This is a genomic window from Bradyrhizobium sp. CIAT3101 (assembly GCF_029714945.1).
In the GTDB taxonomy this organism is placed as follows: Bacteria; Pseudomonadota; Alphaproteobacteria; order Rhizobiales; family Xanthobacteraceae; genus Bradyrhizobium.
The window spans coordinates 3,313,472-3,331,593 of the sequence record NZ_CP121634.1; the positions used below are offsets into that span (position 1 = coordinate 3,313,472).

The following is an 18,122-nucleotide window of genomic DNA, read 5'->3' on the forward strand; positions in this document are numbered from 1 at the left end:
TTATTTGCGGAGCAGGTGGATCGCGCGGCGCGCCGCTTCGCGCGCCAGGCCGCGCGCGCTGAGCGCTGCATGGATAAGCGCCACCATCGGATCGTTGCGCCGCAGCGGGATCAGCACGTCGCCGATCGCAAAGCGGCCGCGCCAGATCGGGTTGATCATGGGATGGTCGGCATTCGCGGTGGAATCTGCGCTGGCAATGGCGGGATCGGCGCAGAGATGACGCGTCAGATCGAGCGTGAGCTGTACGCCGGGCGAATATTTGGCAAAACGCTCGTCGATGCCGAGCTTGAAGAAGAAGGCGCGGTCCTGATGGCGCAGCACGATGCCGGCGGCCACGGGGGTGGTGCCGGCGCGCAGGGTGACGATCTCGCATTGCGCGGTCTCGGCAAGCGCGGGGACGGCGCGGCGGATGAAGGTCGCATCGCCCGCGTCCTGAATCAACGCAGTGCCGCGCTCGCCCTTCCAGCCGCTGGATTCGAGCTGCAGGAAGGTCTCGAGCGCGGGCTTGATCTCCTCCACCTTGCGCGCAACGTCAAAGCTGATCGCGCCATGTTCTTCCAGGCGATGGCGCTGCCGGCGCAGCTCCTTGAGCTTCTTGGCTCCGAGCGCCTCGTGCAGCAGCCTGTCGCCATCCTGTGTCGCGTCGAGGCTGGCGCGGATGTAGGAGGCGAGCACGCGCGGTTTCAGTCGGGCCTGCCCGAGCGCTTGCCTGAGCGATGCCATCGCAGCGCCGTCGAGCGCGACATCGCGCAGGACCAGCGCATGCACGCCGGCCTCGCGCGCGCGTTGCAGCAGGCGCGTCGCGGCCTCGAGCGAAGCGTCGCGATCGATCAGCGGGCTGCACAGCGTGCCATAGGGATGTGCGCTCACCAGCGCGGGCAGGGGGATCTTCAGGGCATGCCAGAGCGAGACCACCGGCATCAGCCCGATCAGCCGCGTCGAGGAACCGCCGCAGACAGACAGGGCCGAGGCACCGACACGATCGCGCGCGGTTGCGCTGACCGCGAGCTCCCAGGCGGGCAGGTAATAGCCGTTCGGCTCGACCGCCCGCTGCGCCAGCGCGCGCCATTGCCCGGGCTCGATCGCCGTGAGCGGGACGAGCGCGGGCGTCGCATCCTTCGCCGATGCCGGATTGATCGCAGCCTGATGTGCGATGTCGACCACGTCCCGTCGTCCCCGTTCACGCGGGCAGAAGCCCTGCGTTACAAGGTCATGCTTAGCGCAAAGATTGGAAAATCCCGTTGGGACGCCGCTTCAATTCGAGTGGTATTGTTAACGTCTCATTGAGCATCGGGCCTGGCCGGCCGGCGGATGCCGTCTCGATCCGGAGAACCAAAATGGTCGCCACGTCTTTCACGCCGATTGCATCGCTCCTGGGCGGTGCGCTGATTGGCCTGTCCGCCGTGCTCCTGATGTGGGCGACGGGGCGGATCGCCGGCGTCAGCGGCATCGCGGCGCGGTTGTTTCCGCCTTACGAGGACCGCGAATTCGCCGGCCGGCTCGCCTTCGTCGCCGGGCTCATTGCCGCACCCGTGCTGGTGCGGCTTGTGACCGGAAGCCTGCCGGCGCAGACGATCGCCGCGGGAGCGCCGGTGCTGATTGTCGCAGGGCTGCTCACCGGGTTCGGCGCGGTGTGGGGCAGCGGCTGTACCTCGGGCCATGGCGTCTGCGGCCTGTCGCGCTTGTCGGTCCGCTCGCTGGTGGCGACCATCACCTTCATGGCGACGGCCGCAGCCACCGTCTTCGTCATCCGGCACTGGAGCTGACGGCAATGACCATTCTCGTTCAATTCGCGATCGGCTTGCTGTTCGGCCTCGGGCTCATCGTCTCCGGCATGTCGAATCCGGCAAAGGTGCTGAACTTCCTCGACCTCGGCGGCATCCCGGCGGGCACATGGGACGCGAGCCTCGCCTTCGTGATGGCCGGCGCGGTCGCCGTGACCTTCGTCGGCTTCAGGCACGTCTTGAAGCTTGCACATCCCGTCTTCGCCGAAAGCTTCCACGTGCCGACGCGCAGCGACATCGATCCGAAGATCATCGTTGGTCCCGCGATCTTCGGCATCGGCTGGGGATTGGCGGGCTTCTGTCCGGGACCGGCGCTGACCGCGCTCGGCTTCGGCTCGACCTCGGCCGTCGTTTTCGTCGTCGCGATGTGCGCCGGCATGATGCTGGCCCGCTTCATCGCGCAACTGCCATCATCGACACGTGTCGCGGCGCCGGTTCATCCGCTCGAGTCCTGACGCAGGCAGGACCGGACGAGTGATCTCGTCCGGTCCTTTCCATTCATGCTGTCTGGCTTACCAGCGGTCGCCGACACCGACGCCCACGCTGACGCCGGGCGCGCGAATGCCGACGCCGGCGCGCGGACCGTCGTCCCAGTCGTGATCGCGATAGGTGCGGCGCTCGTAATAGCGCTCGCGCGGCATGGCATCATAGGAGTCGCGCACGATCACGCGCGCGCCGCCGCGGGTGCGATAGCAATTGCCGGCGTCATCGCAGACGAGCCGGACCTCCTGAATGAGATCGGGGCTGGTGTATTCGCTGGTCGTGTACAGATCCGCAGCCTTCGCGCCGCTCGCCGCAGCGAGAGCCCCGACACCGGCCAGCAGTGCAATCGTGAACGTCCTCATCCTGTTCTCCTCCGAAACTGCCCTCGGCGGTAACAAGAATGGGAGGCTGTGATCGTTCCGGCAAAATTACAGGTTTTTCCCGGAACCAATCGCCATGCGGCGCGATCAATCGCTAGATCGGCTCGTAGGCTTCGGACCCGCAGATATCGTCGGCTTCCGCGCGCCGCCGGTCGATGACCTTTCCGCCATTGATCGTCACGATGTAGGTCTGGGTGCCTAGCGCCGAGCCGGTGGCCGAGGTGAGTTGTGCGCGGACGCAGGCCGTCCAGCCCTGTCCGCGGACCTCGTGATGGGGCAGAGCGACTTGCACCTCCCGCGGATAGGATGTGTTGAGGAAAACCACGTCGATCTGCTCGCGGACCACGCGCTTGACGTCAGGCGGCGGTTCGGGCGGCGGCTGGTCGGCCTCCTTGAGGCGCATGAAGTCGGGCACGGGCGCGCGGCTGTCGGCAAAGCCGCACGCGCCGAGCGCGAGCACGCCGGCGAGCAGCGCCACATGAGCAACAATCCGCAACATTCGTGAAGGTCCCCTGCGGGCCAACAGATAGGCGCGAATTCGACGGGACGAAGTCCCGGCCGATCAACATTTGCTGAAGGGGTAGAACCGGCCGCATTTGCTATTATGCGATTGCGGGCTAATTTGTACCCCGAATGAGGGGGATTGCACCAATGAGAGTTTTGGTCATCGCGGCCGCGGTGCTGGCACTGGCGGTTACCTCCGCGCAGGCGCAGATGGGCGGCGGCCGGCGCCAGCCGCAGGACAGCGGCCAGAAGCCGGACAACAAGCCCAAGGTCGATGAGAAGGCCTACAAGGCCGCGCTCGAACGCATTCCGGACCCCAAGGAAAAATACGATCCGTGGGGTGGGGCGCGTCCGAGCGAGCCTGCCAAGAAGCCGAAATAGCGCGAGGTGGTGTCGTGGCGGGCCGGCTGCGATATCTGGTTGGCCTCGTTGTTCTGCTTGTTGCGCGGCAGTGTGTCGCCTGGGAGAACTGGGGTGGCGATCCCGGCGGTTCGCGTTTCTCGCCATTGCGCCAGATCACCTCCGACAATGTCGGCCAACTCGTCCGCGCTTTCGAATTTCACACCGGCGACGTTACGGCGCGTCCTCCCGAGGTGATGCGGCGAACCAAGTTCGAGGCGACACCGCTGTTCGTCGAGGACAGCCTGATCTTCTGCTCGCCCTTCAACGAGGTGATCGCACTCGATCCGGGCACCGGAGCGCAGAAGTGGCGCTACGACCCGAAGATCGCCATCAACCAGCGTCCGGCCAATCGCTATGTCTGCCGTGGCGTCAGCCACTGGGTCGACGACGCTGCGCCTCAAGGCGCCGTCTGCCGATCGCGCATCTTCATGGGAACGAACGATGTTCGCCTGATCGCACTCGATGCCAGGACAGGTCTTCCCTGTGCGGATTTCGGCAAGGGCGGCGAGATCAAGCTCGATATCGGCATGCCGCTGGAGTGGCCCGGGGAATTCCAGATCACGTCGCCACCGGCGGTCGGCCACGGCGTTGTCGTGGTCGGCTCCTCGATCGGCGATAACCGCCGGGTCGATGCGCCGAGCGGCGTGGTGCGCGCGTTCGACGCGCGCAGCGGTGAGCCGCGCTGGACCTTCGAGCCGCTCAAGCGCGACGGCATCGAGGCCGGCCATGCCAATGTCTGGGCCGCCATGTCGGTCGATGCGGCGCGTGGGCTGGTGTTCCTGCCGACATCCTCGCCGTCGCCGGATTTCTGGGGCGGCAAGCGGCCCGGCAATAACGAGTATGCCAATTCCGTCGTCGCACTGCGCATCGAGACCGGCGAACTCGTATGGGCATTCCAGACTGTGCATCACGACGTCTGGGACTACGATCTGCCGGCGCAGCCGACGCTCGCGCGCATCGACACGGGCGACGGCCCGCGCGATGTCGTGATCCAGCCGACCAAGCAAGGTTTTGTCTTCGTGCTCGACCGCGACACCGGCAAGCCGGTATGGCCTGTTGAGGAGCGCGCGGTGCCGCAAGGCGGCGCCGAGGGTGAACGACTTTCGCCGACGCAGCCGTTCCCGACGCATGTGCCGGCGTTGACGTCGCAGACGATCTCGACCGACGATGCACTCTCGCTATTGCCCGGCCTGCGCCGTTCGTCCTGCGAACGTCAGTTTGCAGAAGCGCGCAACGAAGGTCTTTTCACGCCGCCTTCGACGCAAGGCACGCTGGTGTTTCCCTTCACCGGCGGCGGGGTGAACTGGGGCAGTGCGGCATTCGATCCCGTCAACCAGATCCTCTATGCCAACACCAGCCGCGCCGTTCATCTCATCAAGCTGATCCCGCGCGCGGAGGCGGCCGGATTTAATCCGCCGCCCGGTCATGATTTCGGCCAGCAGAAGGGCGCGCCGTTCGCGATGTCGCGTTCGGTGGTGATGTCGCCGTTCGGGCTGCTCTGCAACAAGCCGCCCTGGGGCGAGATGGTCGCGGTCGATCTCAAGGCCGGCAGGATCCTCTGGCGCTCGACCGTCGGCACCACCGAGGATGTGGCGCCGCTCGGCGTGCCGCTGCCCTTCGGCGCGCCGCTGGTGAACGGGCTCGCGGTGACCGCAGGCGGTGTCGTCTTCACCGGTGCGATGGACGCCTACTTGCGTGCCTTCGATGCGCGAAGCGGACGAGAGCTGTGGCAGGGGCGGCTACCGGTGCCCGGCGTTGCCAATCCCATGACCTATGCCTGGAAGGGCGAGCAATATGTCGCGATCGGCGCCGGCGGTCATTCCGAAGCCGGCACGTCGATTGGCGACAGCGTCGTCGCGTTTCGTCTCGCGCGCCCGGGCGAAGCGCCGTCATTGTGGTCGCGCACGATCGACCGCCCGGGCGGGCGGTTCTTTGCGGCATCGTCGGCGATCGCGCTCGCGATTGTCGCGCTGGTGATCGTTGCGCTGCGCTGGCGTCGCCGACGTCGTCGTATCAGGTCGACATGATGTTTGCGTGCATGCGATGCGAACAGTCATTCACATCGCGCGCTATTGCACGAAGGCGAGGCCGATGCGCTTGTCGTTGCGCCACACCGTGCGGCAATCCCGCACGAAATTGTCGCGTGAAATCGACAACGTGAACGATTGCGGCAATATGGCGGGGTTTTCGAGATCGATCGCGGCACCGCCGTCGGACATGTTGCGCACAGTGCACGCGATACCGCTATTTTCAAAGGTGATCGTGCCGCCCTTGAAAACCCGGTGACGTTGCGCTGCACGTTTCTCGATCATCCGCGTTAATCCATAACGATGATTGTGAAATAGCGCATAGAAATTTCATTGATCTAAACTCAATACTGGCGCTACTTGCACAGCGCTTCAGACTTCGTTTACGACGTTGAAGCGGCGAGTCACTTCCTTCCCGCCGAGTTTACCCCGCAAGCCTTTCCTTTATGGCGTTACGCGCCGATGGAGATTCCGATGAAGACCACGCTTTCGATTTTGTTCGCCGCAGCGCTCTCGCTGACTTCGATGCCCGCCCACGCCGTCAAGTGGGACCTCTCGACCATGACCTGCAAGCAATTCCTCGAGAGCGGCGAGGACAACATCGCTGTCGTGCTGACCTGGATGGACGGCTGGTACAAGGGCGACGAGGACAACGCGATCATCGACACCGAGGTGTTCATCGAGAACGCCAAGAAGTTCGGTGCCTATTGCGGAAAGAATCCAACCGTCAGCGTCGTCACCGCGGCCGACGAAATTCTCGGCAAGTAGTTCTTGAAGCGTGTCGACTGAAGCGCGGATGCAATTTCGGTCTCTCGCTTCGATGCAAACGTGATGGAGAGCCGCGGTGCGACGCGGCTCTCTTCTTTTTGGGGGATGCTCAACCCGGCAGCATCGCGAACGCGCTCGACACCATGGCGACCTGCTTGTTGTCGGTGGCGGAGAGCAGGGTGACGCGGCCAAAGCTCATGGTGCGTCCGAGCCGCACCACGCGCGCATCCGCCAGCACGTCGGACGAGGAGACTGCGCGCATGAAATGCGTGGTCTGGTCCACCGTCGTCATCGGACGATAGCCGCGATTGGCCGCGAGGTTCGCGATCACCATCGCGGTGTCGGCGAGCGCCATCAACGCCTGACCGCAGACCATCCCGCCATTGCGGCACAGCCGCTCCGAAAACGGCATGCGGAGCAGCGCGCCCGGCTGCCAGTCCGGCGCATCGGCAGGTGGGATGTGCTCGATGCGCTCGACGGACAGGTCAAGATCCTGGATCCAGGGCGCAAAGACCTCGCCGAGGATGCGTCTGGCCTCGGTGATGCCGAACTCGGCGTCTGGCTGCGGTGGCATGGTTGTCGTTCCCTCCTGTGTTTCCGGATGTTTCGCTCATTCTGCCCGCCCGGGAGCGGCAAAGTCACCGGGGTCCGTCGGCTTGAAAATGCCCGACTTCGCCCGATATGATGGCACGCTTGGAGCGGGTGGACGATGTTGCGTCGATGTGTCCTTGTGATTTGCCTGGCCGCGCTCGGTCTGGCGCTGAACGGTTGCACCAGGTGCGGCCCGATCTGGGACGACTGGCTCCATGGGCCGAAATCGTGCAGATCGGATCGGCTCTAGCGGAGCGAAGCGACGCTCGGAGCCCGTGAAGAAGGTCAGGGATAGGCATCCGCCCCCTCTATCGATGATCAAGGAGTGAATGATGAAGCTTTTCCGTGTGGCCGCGGTGCTGGCGCTGGTGGCTGGACCGGCCTTCGCGCAGGAGTCGCCCCATATCAATCTGATGGCCGATGGCCCGGCCAAGACCGAGGACGAGAAGGCCGCAGATGCCGCGCGCGACAAGGCCTACAAGGAGACTTTGAAGAAGATTCCGGACGCCAAGGCGTCCAGCGATCCCTGGGGCGGCATGCGCGCCGACCCGCCGAAGCAGCCCGCACCGAAGGCCGCCGCCGCCACCAGCGCGCCCAAGAAGACCAAGGCCGGCACGGCCGCCAACTGACCGTAGGCGGCTCAGGAGGTGGACGACGCCTCCTTCCGGGACTCCCGTTGACCCGGCCCTGATCCTACATTCCCTCACAGCGTTGCGTTGAGGAGGCAGGATATGGCGGATCGCCCGCGGGACCTCGCCGAGCGGATGGCACGCCGGCGCAAGCCGGCCGGTGGATCGGGCGGCAATGCCGGCGACGGCTATCTGCGCGAGAGCTTCACTCTGCCTCGCGCGGCCGCCCGGGCAAGGGCGCAGGCGTTCTTCGCGCGCTATCCCAAGGCCGGCTACATGAGCGAGGTCGAGAACTGGCGCGAGCTGCCCGGCGGCGACATCGAGTTCACCATGCGGCGGCTGCCCAGCGCCGACTAGCCCTGGTCCGGTCTCTCGACCTGCCGGCTCAGGCCGTCCTGGGCCCGATGTGCCTTCAGCTCCCGATCGATTCGTAGTTGCACGCGACGGATCGCCAGCAGGTCGATCTTCGTCTCGGTCTTGCCTGTCTTGGTCTCGTCGCCGATCCGGAACTGCCATTGCCAGACGCCTGGGATCGCCGTCTTTGCAACCGTGAACTCAACGCCCCTGTGATTCATGGTCACCTCCACGCTTCACCTTGCCATGTCGGCTAACATGTTGGGCGTCGTAAAATTCCTTCGACAAGCAAAATTTGTCGTTAAGTCGTGGATAGTTCATCGGAATTCAGCAAGCGCGCGTGGCTCGAAACAAGCGAAATCGGATTCCGAAAGATGGAACCTGCAGGCGCGTTTTCACGCGGCCCGCGCTCGACCAGGAACTCTGTTCATGGTGGGAGAACCACGGACAGATGCGCGAGCAGCACGCGCGATGGATCCATGCGCGCGCAAGAAAAAACCCCGCCAGGGGAGAGCCGGGCGGGGCAAGAGGTTATTGGAGGCTGAGGTGCTGGGCTGCAACACCATAGCAAGACAACCGTAGCCCGTTCAGCTTACGACAGCCTGACAGATCGGGACGGATCCGATCACAAGTCGAATTCCATGAATCGGCAACGCTTCTGGCCGCCGGAAACAGAAAACCCCGCTCGGGATCGAGCGGGGTCGACTGGGTATGGTATGGAGGCCCGGTGTTGGTCCACCGGGCCACGTGACGCTAGAGCATTCGGCTGACAGGCGCCTTACGCAAGCTTGTGCGGAGCTTGCGTTCAAGCTTAGAGCCGCTCTCACGTCCCAATTCAGACATCCTCGCGCACAACTTCAGACACATCCGTTGGCGACACTTTGCGGGCGGCGAAGCCATGGGGGAAACGTGGCGCGCCGCGAACGGGGTGGCATCATGGACAAGGTAGAGCGGTCATTCGCCGCCGCGACGGCGGCTGGCTTCGTGGTGGCGGTCATCGGGATCGTGCTGCTGGCGCTGATGTAGCGGCGGTCCGGGCGGCACGCGCCGGTCAAAACGCGAAAACAACCCCATGCACAGTAGGCAACAGCCTGTTTTGCCTGGCGTTTCCTAGTGCACCTTGATCTCGTCCAGCGGCAGACGGAGATCGGCGGCACGCTCCGCGCGATCCCTCCTGCTGAACTCGATTTCCTTGCGCTCGAACTTGCGCATCTCCTCGAGCGCCGCCTCAAGCAGAGAATTGCGCCTGACAGCACCGGCTTGCGTGTTTTCCGTCATGATCCAATTCCCCATTGCGGCAGCCCCGTTTCAAGTCGGGCCTGCGAAAAAAGGTTCGGTGCCACACGATTGCGGAATGATGACGGCGCGTCTTTGATGCGCATCATCTTCGAAGCAAACGCGTCCTCAGATCTTGCGAAGGGCAGGGGCAGGGGTGGCCGCAGAGAGCCAGGTTGGAAAGCAACAACGCCGCCCGCTTGAAATATATTTGCGGGCGGCGGCTTTCCAGCCCCGAGGGGAAGCGCAAAACCCCGGTCATGATTAGTCTGGATGGACTAGTCAGAGGTTCAATGGTCCACACCTGAAAAGGCGGATCAGGACACATGACAAGACTGCACCGGGCGGCACGGTGGGGCAGGTCGCTGCCATCTCTTTGAACAACAGGTTGCGTTCCGGGGCCCCCAGATTCCGGGCGCTGTCCTGCTTAGGACACTTATCAACGGTGTTGCGTTGAGAGCCATGGGGTGACCCAAGCGGGAGGTCGCCATGGATAGGGCGGAACGGTTCTTTCTTGCGCTGACACTGGTGGGCGGAGCTTGTCTCTGCATCGCGTTCGCGTTGTGGATGCTGGGCGTTTAGGAACGTTCGTTCGTCTGCCAAGTTTTCCCGATGCCCTTCCCCAAAGGGCAGACCCAAGTCGAATTGCCCCGGCTCCTTGCCCCTGTGAGCTGGGGCCTTTTTCGTTCACCCGCGATTTGAAATTAACACACGTCCGATTCACATTTGTTGTGGCAGCGGATTGTTAACCGGGAAAAGCTGGCAACATCCGGGGCTGGCAAAGCCATTTCAGTGCGGAATGATTGAAACCCGGAGCATGAGGGCCGCTGTCTTGGGACAGCGGCCCTTTGCTTGGCATCCGCGATGGCAGATGAGCACACTGGCGCGTTGGCCCCGGTTGACCCGGGGCCGCTTCGATCAGATCTGAGGCGGCCTTAAAGCGCGAGGGCGACGTACAGGAACGCTTCCGCCAATATGGCAGTCCATGCGATCGATAGGGACAAGAGCAGCTTGTCGCGCGTCATGGGGCGAGCTTGCTCCCATAGACTTACACGTATCTGACATCACATGGCCATCACAGGGGATCGCAATCGCGCCCTGCGCCGCTTGAGATGGATCAGAGACCACGGAACCAACTTCGTGGCGGGAGAGCTACGGGACTACCCGGCCTTCCTCTCCTTCATCGCGTGTTCCACCTGATCGGCGAGAACGGTCAGATGATCGGCAAGGCGACCAAATAGTTCCTGCTTTGCCTTGTCTGTCGCAAGGTCACGGATGAGGGCGCATTCTGCGGCGTCCTTACGGAGCTTCTCGAGCTGATTTTGATAGTCCTGCATGGCACAGCCAGTTGCTTGTTTTTCCCGACCTTAGACCGGGACAAGCAAATCGGGACACAACAAAAATCAACCTGGGGTCCCGGGGCTAAATCACGGTCAGCGCCGAATTCCCGGCGCCTGGTCGAAATTGGCCATTCGCAGATGCAAAACAGGCCATCTTGCTTAGCTGCGGCGCCCGCTTTTATCGACGCTCAGGTTGGAGTTCTGAGGCCCGGTGAATTCAACCATTCATCGATGCGGGCCGTCATATCGGCTTGTCGAGCCTTCTCCAGGAGGGCTTCCTTCTCCTGGCCGGACGGCAGCTGTTCGGCTCTCTCCCGCGCTCGTCGAGCTTCTTCTATAAGGCGCTCGCCCTGCGCTCTATCCTGTTTAAACCGGTGGCGTTTCATTTGAACGTCCTCCCGAATGAAAACGCGTGAGGGAAATTAACGTTCGAAACTGGAACCTTACATCAGGTGTTCGCCCGGCGGAACGCGCGATGTTGGCAGATCAAAACAGGCCATTGTGACGATTAGAACCGGGCCGGCACCGAATTCCGCAAAAGAACATATTGCGAACTAAGAACAAATAGTGTACGTTGTTTTTATCGACGACCCGCCGCGCCAATCGTTTGTCCCGCACCCGAATCCTCGCCATAAGGAGCACGACCCAATGTCCACCACTGCCCTGCGTATCGTCGAAGGATCTTCCATGGACAAGAGTAAAGCTCTGGCCGCCGCGCTCTCCCAGATCGAGCGCCAGTTCGGCAAGGGCTCGGTGATGAAGCTCGGCAAGAACGACCGTTCGATGGATATCGAGGCGGTGTCGTCCGGGTCGCTCGGGCTGGATATCGCGCTCGGCATCGGCGGCTTACCGAAGGGGCGCATCGTCGAGATCTACGGGCCGGAATCGTCAGGCAAGACCACGCTGGCGCTGCACACGGTGGCGGAAGCCCAGAAGAAGGGCGGCATCTGTGCCTTCATCGACGCCGAACACGCGCTCGACCCGGTCTATGCCCGCAAGCTCGGCGTCAACATCGACGAGCTCCTGATCTCCCAGCCCGACACCGGCGAGCAGGCGCTGGAAATCTGCGACACGCTGGTGCGCTCGGGTGCGGTCGACGTGCTGGTGGTCGATTCGGTCGCGGCACTGGTGCCGAAGGCCGAGCTCGAAGGCGAGATGGGCGATGCGCTGCCGGGTCTGCAGGCGCGTCTGATGAGCCAGGCGCTGCGCAAGCTGACGGCCTCCATCAACAAGTCCAACACCATGGTGATCTTCATCAACCAGATCCGCATGAAGATCGGTGTGATGTACGGCTCGCCCGAGACCACGACCGGCGGCAACGCGCTGAAGTTCTATGCCTCCGTCCGCCTCGACATCCGCCGCATCGGCGCGATCAAGGAGCGCGACGAAGTGGTCGGCAACACCACCCGCGTCAAGGTGGTGAAGAACAAGCTGGCGCCGCCGTTCAAGCAGGTCGAGTTCGACATCATGTACGGCGAGGGCGTTTCCAAGATGGGCGAGATCCTCGATCTCGGCGTCAAGGCCGGCATCGTCGAAAAGTCCGGCGCCTGGTTCTCCTATGACAGCCAGCGTCTCGGCCAGGGCCGCGAGAACTCGAAAGCGTTCCTGAAGTCCAACCCCGATATCACCGCCAAGATCGAGACCGCGATCCGCCAGAACTCCGGTCTGATCTCCGAGCAGATTTTGGCCGGCACGCCCGAAAGCGACGCCGACGGCGAAGAGCCCGCGGACGAGTAAGCCCGAGTAGAAGTTTTCGCGAGGAGCGGGCGCTGAGGACGTTGAGTTGCCGACGTCGTCAGTGCCCGTTTCTTTTTGCGTTGTCGTGATCGGGTGGTGTGATGAAACGTCTGATCTTGACTGGCTGGGGCGGCGGGAGCGAGCTTGCGCGATCGGGCTTGGCCGAGATCGTCATCCCGTTCCATTTTCAATTCGCATGGGGGCCTCTCCCATCGCCAGAAAAGCTCTCGGCCTATTTCGCGGCCTACACGGCAGATCTTGGCCCGGCTGAACACTGGTCGGATTGGGTTCGTTGGCCACGGGGTACCAAGGGGCGCAAATTATCCCTGGCCGAGTTTTGCGAGCCTTATGACGAGATCGAACTCTGGTTCGCGGCGACCGCCCGAGACCAATTGCAACTCGTCTGGTTGCTCGACCACCTCAGTGGTTGTCCTGCGCTGGCCCAGAAGCTCACGTTGCGATTGCTGGACTCCGATCTGAGGTTCAGTCCCGATTATGATTTCGCCAAGTCCGAGCCGCATATTCCTGTCGGGGACGTCCGTGCTGAGGACTTCGAGACAGCCAAGTTGGCGTGGTCGGCCTACCGCGCGCCGACCCCTGAGCCCTGCACCAAACTTCTTCACCGCGATTTGAGTGGCTTGCTCATGCTGCGGCCAGCCTTGCTCGAGCTTCTGGCAGAGCTCCCGTCTCCCTTGACAGGGCTCGGTGCGACGGAAATGCGATTTTTGGAGATGCTTGACTGGTATGTGAACACGAATCCGTTGTTCCATCTAAGCTCGTTACGCGGCACTTACGTGTGGGGTGAGGTCGAACTGGGATATTTGCTCGAAGGCCTCGCCCTCGGCCCCAAGCCTGCTGTGGCCGGGTTAGGCGACGAACTTCGTACCATCGACCTTCAGAACTTGCGAGCTCGGCACGAAGTCTATCTCCGCAGCCGGTTGTCCCTGACCGAATTCGGCAAGGCTGTCCTGGCCCATCAGGAAGACTTCAGTCGTTACAATCCGAGCGATCGCTGGTGGGGCGGTACGCATCTGACCAACAACCGACTGTGGCGCTACGGCGCTGTTTTGACAAAACCTTGATGGACGCGAGCAATGAGACCCGCTCACTTGTCGCGCCTGGATGATGTCAACCTAGTCGCTCAAGACGTTGCCGTATTGCGTATCGATTTCGAGAGGCAGCCGTGTCCCATTTGATTCTAGCGACGAATGATCTTGCGGAAAACGTGCTTGGCCAATCAGGCCTGGCGAACCTCGCGCTCGGGTTCTCTCTGCGCTTCGTCTCGGGGAAGTTGCCGTCAGAGGAGCAGCTCTTGATGGGGCTGGAGCGGCGAACGGCAAAGCACTGCAACTCAGGGGATCATTGGCTTGATGACACTTGTCGCGGCTCGCTGAATGGTTTCGGCACGCGCGATATCGGTTTCTTCGAGCTGTGCGCGAAGTTCGATTCGATCGAAGTGTGGGTCGACCCGGTGCATAGTGATCAACTCGTGCTGGTCTGGCTCCTCGACCTGCTTCGCCCCTACAAGGAGATCACGTCGAAGCTGAGCCTGGTGCATACGGACGTCGAGGTTACCAACTATGCTCCGGAGTCCGTTGCAAAATGGAAGTTGCCGGCCTTCAAGGTGGCCGACAGCCATTTGGTGACCGCAAGCCGCGCCTGGCGAGCCTATCGGGCTGCAACGCCAGAGCCCTGTTTCGATCTGCTGATGACGGACCTCATGATCCTGCCGAGGCTTCGCGCGGCGCTCATTGCGATGCTTGAAGAGCTTCCGGGCAGGGTGACGGGACTCGGTGCCAGCGAAATGGACATGCTGGAGGATGTGAACAATGGGGAAACCGACCCAAGGCGCGTCACCGAGGCAAGATGGATTCGCGATGTGTTTGACGAGAACGAAGCCAGAAATGCCTTGCACGAACTGGCGGAATATTCGACGCCGCCGGTCCTGTTGGGCGATCCGTTGTTCGACGATGAGGACCGCTACTTCGGCAGGAGCGAGTGGAAGGTCACGTTGACCGACCTCGGGCGTTCGCTTGTCGCCCGCGAAGACGACATGTGGCGCCACAACTCCATCAAGCGCTGGTGGGGCGGCACTGAACTCACCAACGAACGGCTCTGGCGATGGGATCGCGAAAGCCGGTCGTTGGTTGCGCCTTAGAGGCGGGTTCAGTGCGGTAGGGTGGATTAGCCTAAGGCGTAATCCACCGTGTCTGTCTCCGTTGAAGCAGAAGTGGTGGGTTACGCTAGCGTCCGCGCTTCGCGCAGCCGCCAGCTAACCCACCCTACGAAGCTTACTCCGCCGCTTCCGCGTAATCGCTCACCGGCGGGCACGAGCACACGAGGTTACGGTCGCCATAGACGTTGTCGACGCGGCCGACGGGGCACCAATACTTGTCGGTGCGCGAGGTGCCGGCGGGGAAGCAGCCTTCGCTGCGGGCGTAGGCGCGCTTCCAATCGTCGTCGGCGATGTCGTGCACGGTGTGCGGGGCGTGACGCAATGGCGAGGCCTCGATCTTGAAGCGGCCGGCCTCGACCTCGGCGATCTCCTTCCGGATCGCGATCATGGCGTCGCAGAAGCGATCCAGCTCTGCCTTCGATTCCGACTCCGTCGGCTCGATCATCAGCGTGCCCGGCACCGGGAAGCTCATGGTCGGCGCGTGGAAGCCGTAGTCGATCAGGCGTTTTGCGATGTCGTCGACGGTGACACCTGACGTCGTCTTCAGCGGACGGGGATCGACGATGCATTCGTGCGCGACGCGGCCCCTGGCGTTCTTGTAGTGCCGTAGGGTGGGCAAAGGCGCGTAGCGCCGTGCCCACGATCTTTCACGTCATGCAAAGGTGGTGGGCACGCTTCGCTTTGCCCACCCTACGAGAGCTCCGTCGCGTCCTACTCCGCCGCTTCCGCGTAATCGCTCACCGGCGGGCAGGAGCACACCAGGTTGCGGTCGCCATAGACGTTGTCGACGCGGCCGACCGGGCACCAATATTTGTCGGTGCGCGAGGTGCCCTGGGGGAAGCAGCCCTCGCTACGGGCGTAGGCGCGCTTCCAATCGTCGTCCGCGATGTCGTGCACGGTGTGCGGGGCATGACGCAGCGGCGACGCTTCGATCTTGAAGCGGCCGGCCTCGACCTCGGCGATCTCCTTCCGGATCGCGATCATGGCGTCGCAGAAGCGATCCAGCTCTGCCTTCGATTCCGACTCCGTCGGCTCGATCATCAGCGTGCCCGGCACCGGGAAGCTCATGGTCGGCGCGTGGAAGCCGTAGTCGATCAGGCGCTTTGCGATGTCGTCGACAGTGACGCCGGAAGTCGTCTTCAGCGGACGAGGATCGACGATGCACTCATGCGCGACGCGTCCCCTGGCGTTCTTGTAGAGCACCGGGAAGTGCGCATCGAGCCTTGCCGCGACGTAGTTGGCGTTGAGGATCGCGATCTCGGTCGCGCGCTTCAAGCCTTCGCCGCCCATCATCAGGATGTAGATGTAGGAGATGGTGAGGATCGAGGCCGAACCGAACGGCGCGGCCGAGACCGGGCCAATAGAAGCATCGGCCTGCGTCGCCGGATGACCGGGCAGGAACGGCGCGAGATGCGCCTTCACGCCGATCGGGCCCATGCCGGGGCCGCCGCCGCCATGCGGGATGCAGAAGGTCTTGTGCAGGTTGAGATGGCTGACGTCGGCGCCGTAATCGCCGGGCCGCGACAGCCCGACCTGCGCGTTGAGGTTGGCACCGTCGAGGTACACCTGGCCGCCATGGCCGTGCACGATGTCGCAGATCTCGCGGATATGCTCCTCGAACACGCCATGCGTCGAGGGATAGGTGATCATGACCGCGGCGAGATCGTTCGAATGCTTCTCCGCCTTGGCGCGGAGATCGTTGACGTCGACGTCGCCATTGGCCTCGCAGGCGACCACCACCACGTCCATGCCGACCATCGCGGCCGAGGCCGGGTTGGTGCCATGGGCGGAGGAGGGGATCAGGCAGATCTTTCGGTGCGTCTCGCCGCGCGCGGCGTGATAACCGCGGATCGCGAGCAAGCCGGCATACTCTCCTTGCGCGCCCGAATTCGGCTGCAGCGAGATCGCGTCATAGCCGGTGATGTCGCACAGCCATTTTTCCAGCCGCGCGAACAGCGCGTGATAGCCGGCGGCCTGCTCGCGCGGAGCGAAGGGGTGCAAGGACCCGAACTCGGGCCAGGTCAGCGGCATCATCTCGGTGGTCGCGTTCAGCTTCATGGTGCACGAGCCGAGCGGAATCATCGCGCGGTCGAGCGCGAGGTCGCGATCGCTGAGCTTGCGCATGTAGCGCAGCATCTCGGTTTCGGAGCGATGCGCGTGGAAAACGGGATGGGTCAGGAACGCCGTGGTGCGCTTCAGCGTCTCCGGCAGCGCCTCGCGCGTGGTGGCGTCGATCTCGGCGTAGGACAGCTGGCCGCCGAACGCGCGCCACACCGCTTCGACGGTCGCTGATGTCGTGGTCTCGTCGAGCGCGATGCGGAGCGCAGTTTCACCAACGCCGAGATTGATTGTCTCGGCGGTCGCGCGCGCGATGATCTCGGCTCGCTCAGCGCCGGCATCGACGCTGACCGTGTCGAAGAAGCTTTCGCTAGTCGGCGCAAAGCCGAGCTTGCGCAGGCCGGCCGCGAGCACGGCCGCGCGGCGATGCACGTTGCGTGCGATCTGCGCGAGACCCTCGGGGCCGTGATAGACCGCATACATCGCCGCAATCACGGCAAGCAGCACCTGCGCGGTGCAGATGTTGGAGGTCGCCTTCTCGCGGCGAATGTGCTGCTCGCGGGTCTGCAGCGCCAGGCGATAGGCCGGTGCGCCGCGCGAGTCGACGGAGAGGCCGACGATGCGGCCGGGCAGCGAGCGCTTCAGCGCGTCGCGCACCGCCATATAGGCCGCGTGCGGTCCGCCATAGCCCATCGGCACGCCAAAGCGCTGCGCGGAGCCGATCGCGATGTCGGCGCCAAGCTCGCCGGGCGAGGCGATCAGCGTGAGCGCGAGCAGATCGGCGGCAACGATCGCGAGCGCACCCTTGGCCTTCAGCGCCGCAATCGCGGGCCTGAGGTCGCGCACCGCGCCCGACGAGCCCGGATATTGCAGCAGGGCGCCCAGCACGTCTTGCTTGTCGAGATCGGTGAGGGGATCGCCGACGACCAGCGACCAGCCGAGCGGTTCGGCGCGGGTGCGCATCACAGCGAGCGTCTGCGGATGGACGTCCTTGTCGACGAAGAAGGCCTTTGCCTCGACCCGCGAATGCCGCTCCGCGAGCGCCATGGCTTCGGCTGCGGCAGTCGCCTCATCGAGCAGCGAGGCGTTGGCGACATCGAGCCCGGTGAGGTCGCAGATCATGGTCTGGAAGTTGAACAGCGCCTCCAGCCGGCCCTGGCTGATCTCGGGCTGGTAGGGCGTATATGCCGTGTACCAGGCGGGGTTTTCGAGGATGTTGCGCTGGATCACCGCGGGCAGGATCGTGCCCGAATAGCCCTGGCCGATCAGCGAGGTGAAAACCTGGTTCTGCCGCGCGAGCTCGGCCATATGCGCGATCGCCTCGGTCTCGCTCAGCGGCTTGCCGAGATCGAGCGGCGCGGCCTGCCGGATCGAGGCGGGCAGCGTCTCTGCCATCAGTGCGTCGACGCTCTTGGCGTTGACGGTCTCGAGCATTGCGGTGACATCGCGCGCCGAGGGGCCGATGTGGCGGCGTGCGAAGGGAGTGGTCTCGCCATTGGATTTGCGGTGCGCGGTCATCATGGGTCCTCGCTTAGATTTCGCTGTCGCCGTCATGCCCCGCGAAGGCGGGGCATCCAGTACACGCAAGCGTCACAGCTTGAACCGAGAAGCTGC

At 63.5% G+C, this 18,122-nt stretch carries 19 protein-coding genes and 1 pseudogene; 10 read left to right on the forward strand and 10 right to left on the reverse strand.

Annotation, left to right across the window (positions count from 1 at the left end):
• On the reverse strand, window positions 1–1,164 hold the full coding sequence (locus QA645_RS15445) for a GNAT family N-acetyltransferase (protein WP_283051277.1): 1,164 nt from the start codon (window positions 1,162–1,164) through the stop codon (window positions 1–3).
• A gap of 173 nt (window positions 1,165–1,337) precedes the next feature.
• On the opposite strand from QA645_RS15445, the gene QA645_RS15450 reads away from it, so the two are divergent.
• Window positions 1,338–1,766: a YeeE/YedE family protein gene (locus QA645_RS15450; protein ID WP_283051279.1), complete on the forward strand. Its 429-nt coding sequence runs from the start codon at window positions 1,338–1,340 to the stop codon at window positions 1,764–1,766.
• A gap of 5 nt (window positions 1,767–1,771) precedes the next feature.
• A complete protein-coding gene (locus tag QA645_RS15455) occupies window positions 1,772–2,239 on the forward strand; it encodes a YeeE/YedE family protein (RefSeq protein ID WP_283051281.1) in 468 nt (155 codons plus the stop codon).
• A 57-nt stretch (window positions 2,240–2,296) separates the two neighbouring features.
• Here the strand turns inward: QA645_RS15455 and QA645_RS15460 are convergent, their stop codons facing one another.
• Together QA645_RS15460 and QA645_RS15465 are read right to left on the reverse strand one after the other, a co-directional pair.
• Window positions 2,297–2,629, reverse strand: coding sequence for a hypothetical protein (locus QA645_RS15460; RefSeq protein WP_254194452.1), 333 nt, complete (start codon window positions 2,627–2,629; stop codon window positions 2,297–2,299).
• Window positions 2,630–2,741: 112 nt separating this feature from the next.
• The gene (locus QA645_RS15465) at window positions 2,742–3,146 is read right to left on the reverse strand and encodes a hypothetical protein (RefSeq protein WP_254132541.1); all 405 of its coding nucleotides are present in this window, start codon (window positions 3,144–3,146) and stop codon (window positions 2,742–2,744) included.
• A 152-nt stretch (window positions 3,147–3,298) separates the two neighbouring features.
• Between QA645_RS15465 and QA645_RS15470 the strand changes: the two genes are divergently transcribed.
• Together QA645_RS15470 and QA645_RS15475 are read left to right on the forward strand one after the other, a co-directional pair.
• Window positions 3,299–3,532, forward strand: a complete 234-nt coding sequence (locus tag QA645_RS15470) for a hypothetical protein (RefSeq protein ID WP_254132540.1) — start codon at window positions 3,299–3,301, stop codon at window positions 3,530–3,532.
• 14 nt (window positions 3,533–3,546) lie between these two features.
• On the forward strand, window positions 3,547–5,580 hold the full coding sequence (locus QA645_RS15475; RefSeq protein WP_283051284.1) for a pyrroloquinoline quinone-dependent dehydrogenase: 2,034 nt from the start codon (window positions 3,547–3,549) through the stop codon (window positions 5,578–5,580).
• A 42-nt stretch (window positions 5,581–5,622) separates the two neighbouring features.
• Here the strand turns inward: QA645_RS15475 and QA645_RS15480 are convergent, their stop codons facing one another.
• Window positions 5,623–5,865 (reverse strand): PilZ domain-containing protein, encoded by a 243-nt coding sequence (locus QA645_RS15480; RefSeq protein WP_254132538.1) that lies wholly within the window; start codon window positions 5,863–5,865, stop codon window positions 5,623–5,625.
• A gap of 189 nt (window positions 5,866–6,054) precedes the next feature.
• Between QA645_RS15480 and QA645_RS15485 the strand changes: the two genes are divergently transcribed.
• Window positions 6,055–6,348, forward strand: a complete 294-nt coding sequence (locus tag QA645_RS15485; RefSeq protein WP_165425184.1) for an HdeA family protein — start codon at window positions 6,055–6,057, stop codon at window positions 6,346–6,348.
• A 109-nt stretch (window positions 6,349–6,457) separates the two neighbouring features.
• Here QA645_RS15485 and QA645_RS15490 read toward each other — a convergent pair whose 3' ends face one another.
• Window positions 6,458–6,922 (reverse strand): PaaI family thioesterase, encoded by a 465-nt coding sequence (locus QA645_RS15490; protein ID WP_283051288.1) that lies wholly within the window; start codon window positions 6,920–6,922, stop codon window positions 6,458–6,460.
• Between the two features lie 349 nt (window positions 6,923–7,271).
• On the opposite strand from QA645_RS15490, the gene QA645_RS15495 reads away from it, so the two are divergent.
• Window positions 7,272–7,568 carry a hypothetical protein gene (locus QA645_RS15495; protein WP_254135460.1) on the forward strand — a complete coding sequence of 99 codons (297 nt, stop codon included), beginning with the start codon at window positions 7,272–7,274 and terminating at the stop codon, window positions 7,566–7,568.
• Window positions 7,569–7,670: 102 nt separating this feature from the next.
• On the forward strand, window positions 7,671–7,925 hold the full coding sequence (locus QA645_RS15500) for a hypothetical protein (RefSeq protein ID WP_254132536.1): 255 nt from the start codon (window positions 7,671–7,673) through the stop codon (window positions 7,923–7,925).
• Here QA645_RS15500 and QA645_RS15505 read toward each other — a convergent pair.
• From QA645_RS15505 to QA645_RS15515, 3 genes are all read right to left on the reverse strand, one after another.
• Entirely contained in the window at window positions 7,922–8,143 is a 222-nt protein-coding gene (locus QA645_RS15505; RefSeq protein WP_254132535.1) for a hypothetical protein, read from the reverse strand. The genes QA645_RS15500 and QA645_RS15505 overlap by 4 nt on opposite strands.
• An 889-nt stretch (window positions 8,144–9,032) precedes the next feature.
• On the reverse strand, window positions 9,033–9,200 hold the full coding sequence (locus QA645_RS15510) for a hypothetical protein (protein WP_254132534.1): 168 nt from the start codon (window positions 9,198–9,200) through the stop codon (window positions 9,033–9,035).
• Between the two features lie 1,157 nt (window positions 9,201–10,357).
• Entirely contained in the window at window positions 10,358–10,534 is a 177-nt protein-coding gene (locus QA645_RS15515) for a hypothetical protein (RefSeq protein ID WP_254132533.1), read from the reverse strand.
• Window positions 10,535–11,185: 651 nt separating this feature from the next.
• Between QA645_RS15515 and recA the strand changes: the two genes are divergently transcribed.
• The 3 genes from recA (at window position 11,186) to QA645_RS15535 (ending at window position 14,432) form a co-directional block, all read left to right on the forward strand.
• On the forward strand, window positions 11,186–12,274 hold the full coding sequence (gene recA / locus QA645_RS15525; RefSeq protein WP_057747344.1) for a recombinase RecA: 1,089 nt from the start codon (window positions 11,186–11,188) through the stop codon (window positions 12,272–12,274).
• 101 nt (window positions 12,275–12,375) lie between these two features.
• A complete protein-coding gene (locus QA645_RS15530; RefSeq protein ID WP_283051293.1) occupies window positions 12,376–13,356 on the forward strand; it encodes a hypothetical protein in 981 nt (326 codons plus the stop codon).
• Window positions 13,357–13,457: 101 nt separating this feature from the next.
• Entirely contained in the window at window positions 13,458–14,432 is a 975-nt protein-coding gene (locus QA645_RS15535; protein ID WP_283051294.1) for a hypothetical protein, read from the forward strand.
• Between the two features lie 133 nt (window positions 14,433–14,565).
• On the opposite strand, the pseudogene QA645_RS15540 reads toward QA645_RS15535, so the two are convergent.
• Both QA645_RS15540 and gcvP read right to left on the reverse strand, forming a co-directional pair.
• A pseudogene (locus QA645_RS15540) lies at window positions 14,566–15,051 on the reverse strand (glycine dehydrogenase (aminomethyl-transferring)); the annotation flags it as partial.
• Window positions 15,052–15,161: 110 nt separating this feature from the next.
• A complete protein-coding gene (gene gcvP / locus QA645_RS15545) occupies window positions 15,162–18,026 on the reverse strand; it encodes an aminomethyl-transferring glycine dehydrogenase (protein WP_283053209.1) in 2,865 nt (954 codons plus the stop codon).
• Between the last annotated feature and the right edge of the window lie 96 nt (window positions 18,027–18,122).

Excerpts from the sequence above, each read along its gene's own strand:
- QA645_RS15480 (WP_254132538.1), bottom strand. The coding sequence starts at position 5,865 with ATGATCGAGAAACGTGCAGCGCAACGTCACCGGGTTTTCAAGGGCGGC.
- QA645_RS15530 (WP_283051293.1), top strand. The coding sequence starts at position 12,376 with ATGAAACGTCTGATCTTGACTGGCTGGGGCGGCGGGAGCGAGCTTGCG.
- QA645_RS15485 (WP_165425184.1), top strand. The coding sequence starts at position 6,055 with ATGAAGACCACGCTTTCGATTTTGTTCGCCGCAGCGCTCTCGCTGACT.
- QA645_RS15465 (WP_254132541.1), bottom strand. The coding sequence starts at position 3,146 with ATGTTGCGGATTGTTGCTCATGTGGCGCTGCTCGCCGGCGTGCTCGCG.
- QA645_RS15460 (WP_254194452.1), bottom strand. The coding sequence starts at position 2,629 with ATGAGGACGTTCACGATTGCACTGCTGGCCGGTGTCGGGGCTCTCGCT.
- QA645_RS15500 (WP_254132536.1), top strand. The coding sequence starts at position 7,671 with ATGGCGGATCGCCCGCGGGACCTCGCCGAGCGGATGGCACGCCGGCGC.
- QA645_RS15455 (WP_283051281.1), top strand. The coding sequence starts at position 1,772 with ATGACCATTCTCGTTCAATTCGCGATCGGCTTGCTGTTCGGCCTCGGG.
- QA645_RS15490 (WP_283051288.1), bottom strand. The coding sequence starts at position 6,922 with ATGCCACCGCAGCCAGACGCCGAGTTCGGCATCACCGAGGCCAGACGC.
- gcvP (WP_283053209.1), bottom strand. The coding sequence starts at position 18,026 with ATGACCGCGCACCGCAAATCCAATGGCGAGACCACTCCCTTCGCACGC.
- QA645_RS15450 (WP_283051279.1), top strand. The coding sequence starts at position 1,338 with ATGGTCGCCACGTCTTTCACGCCGATTGCATCGCTCCTGGGCGGTGCG.
- QA645_RS15505 (WP_254132535.1), bottom strand. The coding sequence starts at position 8,143 with ATGAATCACAGGGGCGTTGAGTTCACGGTTGCAAAGACGGCGATCCCA.
- recA (WP_057747344.1), top strand. The coding sequence starts at position 11,186 with ATGTCCACCACTGCCCTGCGTATCGTCGAAGGATCTTCCATGGACAAG.
- QA645_RS15470 (WP_254132540.1), top strand. The coding sequence starts at position 3,299 with ATGAGAGTTTTGGTCATCGCGGCCGCGGTGCTGGCACTGGCGGTTACC.
- QA645_RS15515 (WP_254132533.1), bottom strand. The coding sequence starts at position 10,534 with ATGCAGGACTATCAAAATCAGCTCGAGAAGCTCCGTAAGGACGCCGCA.
- QA645_RS15510 (WP_254132534.1), bottom strand. The coding sequence starts at position 9,200 with ATGACGGAAAACACGCAAGCCGGTGCTGTCAGGCGCAATTCTCTGCTT.
- QA645_RS15495 (WP_254135460.1), top strand. The coding sequence starts at position 7,272 with ATGAAGCTTTTCCGTGTGGCCGCGGTGCTGGCGCTGGTGGCTGGACCG.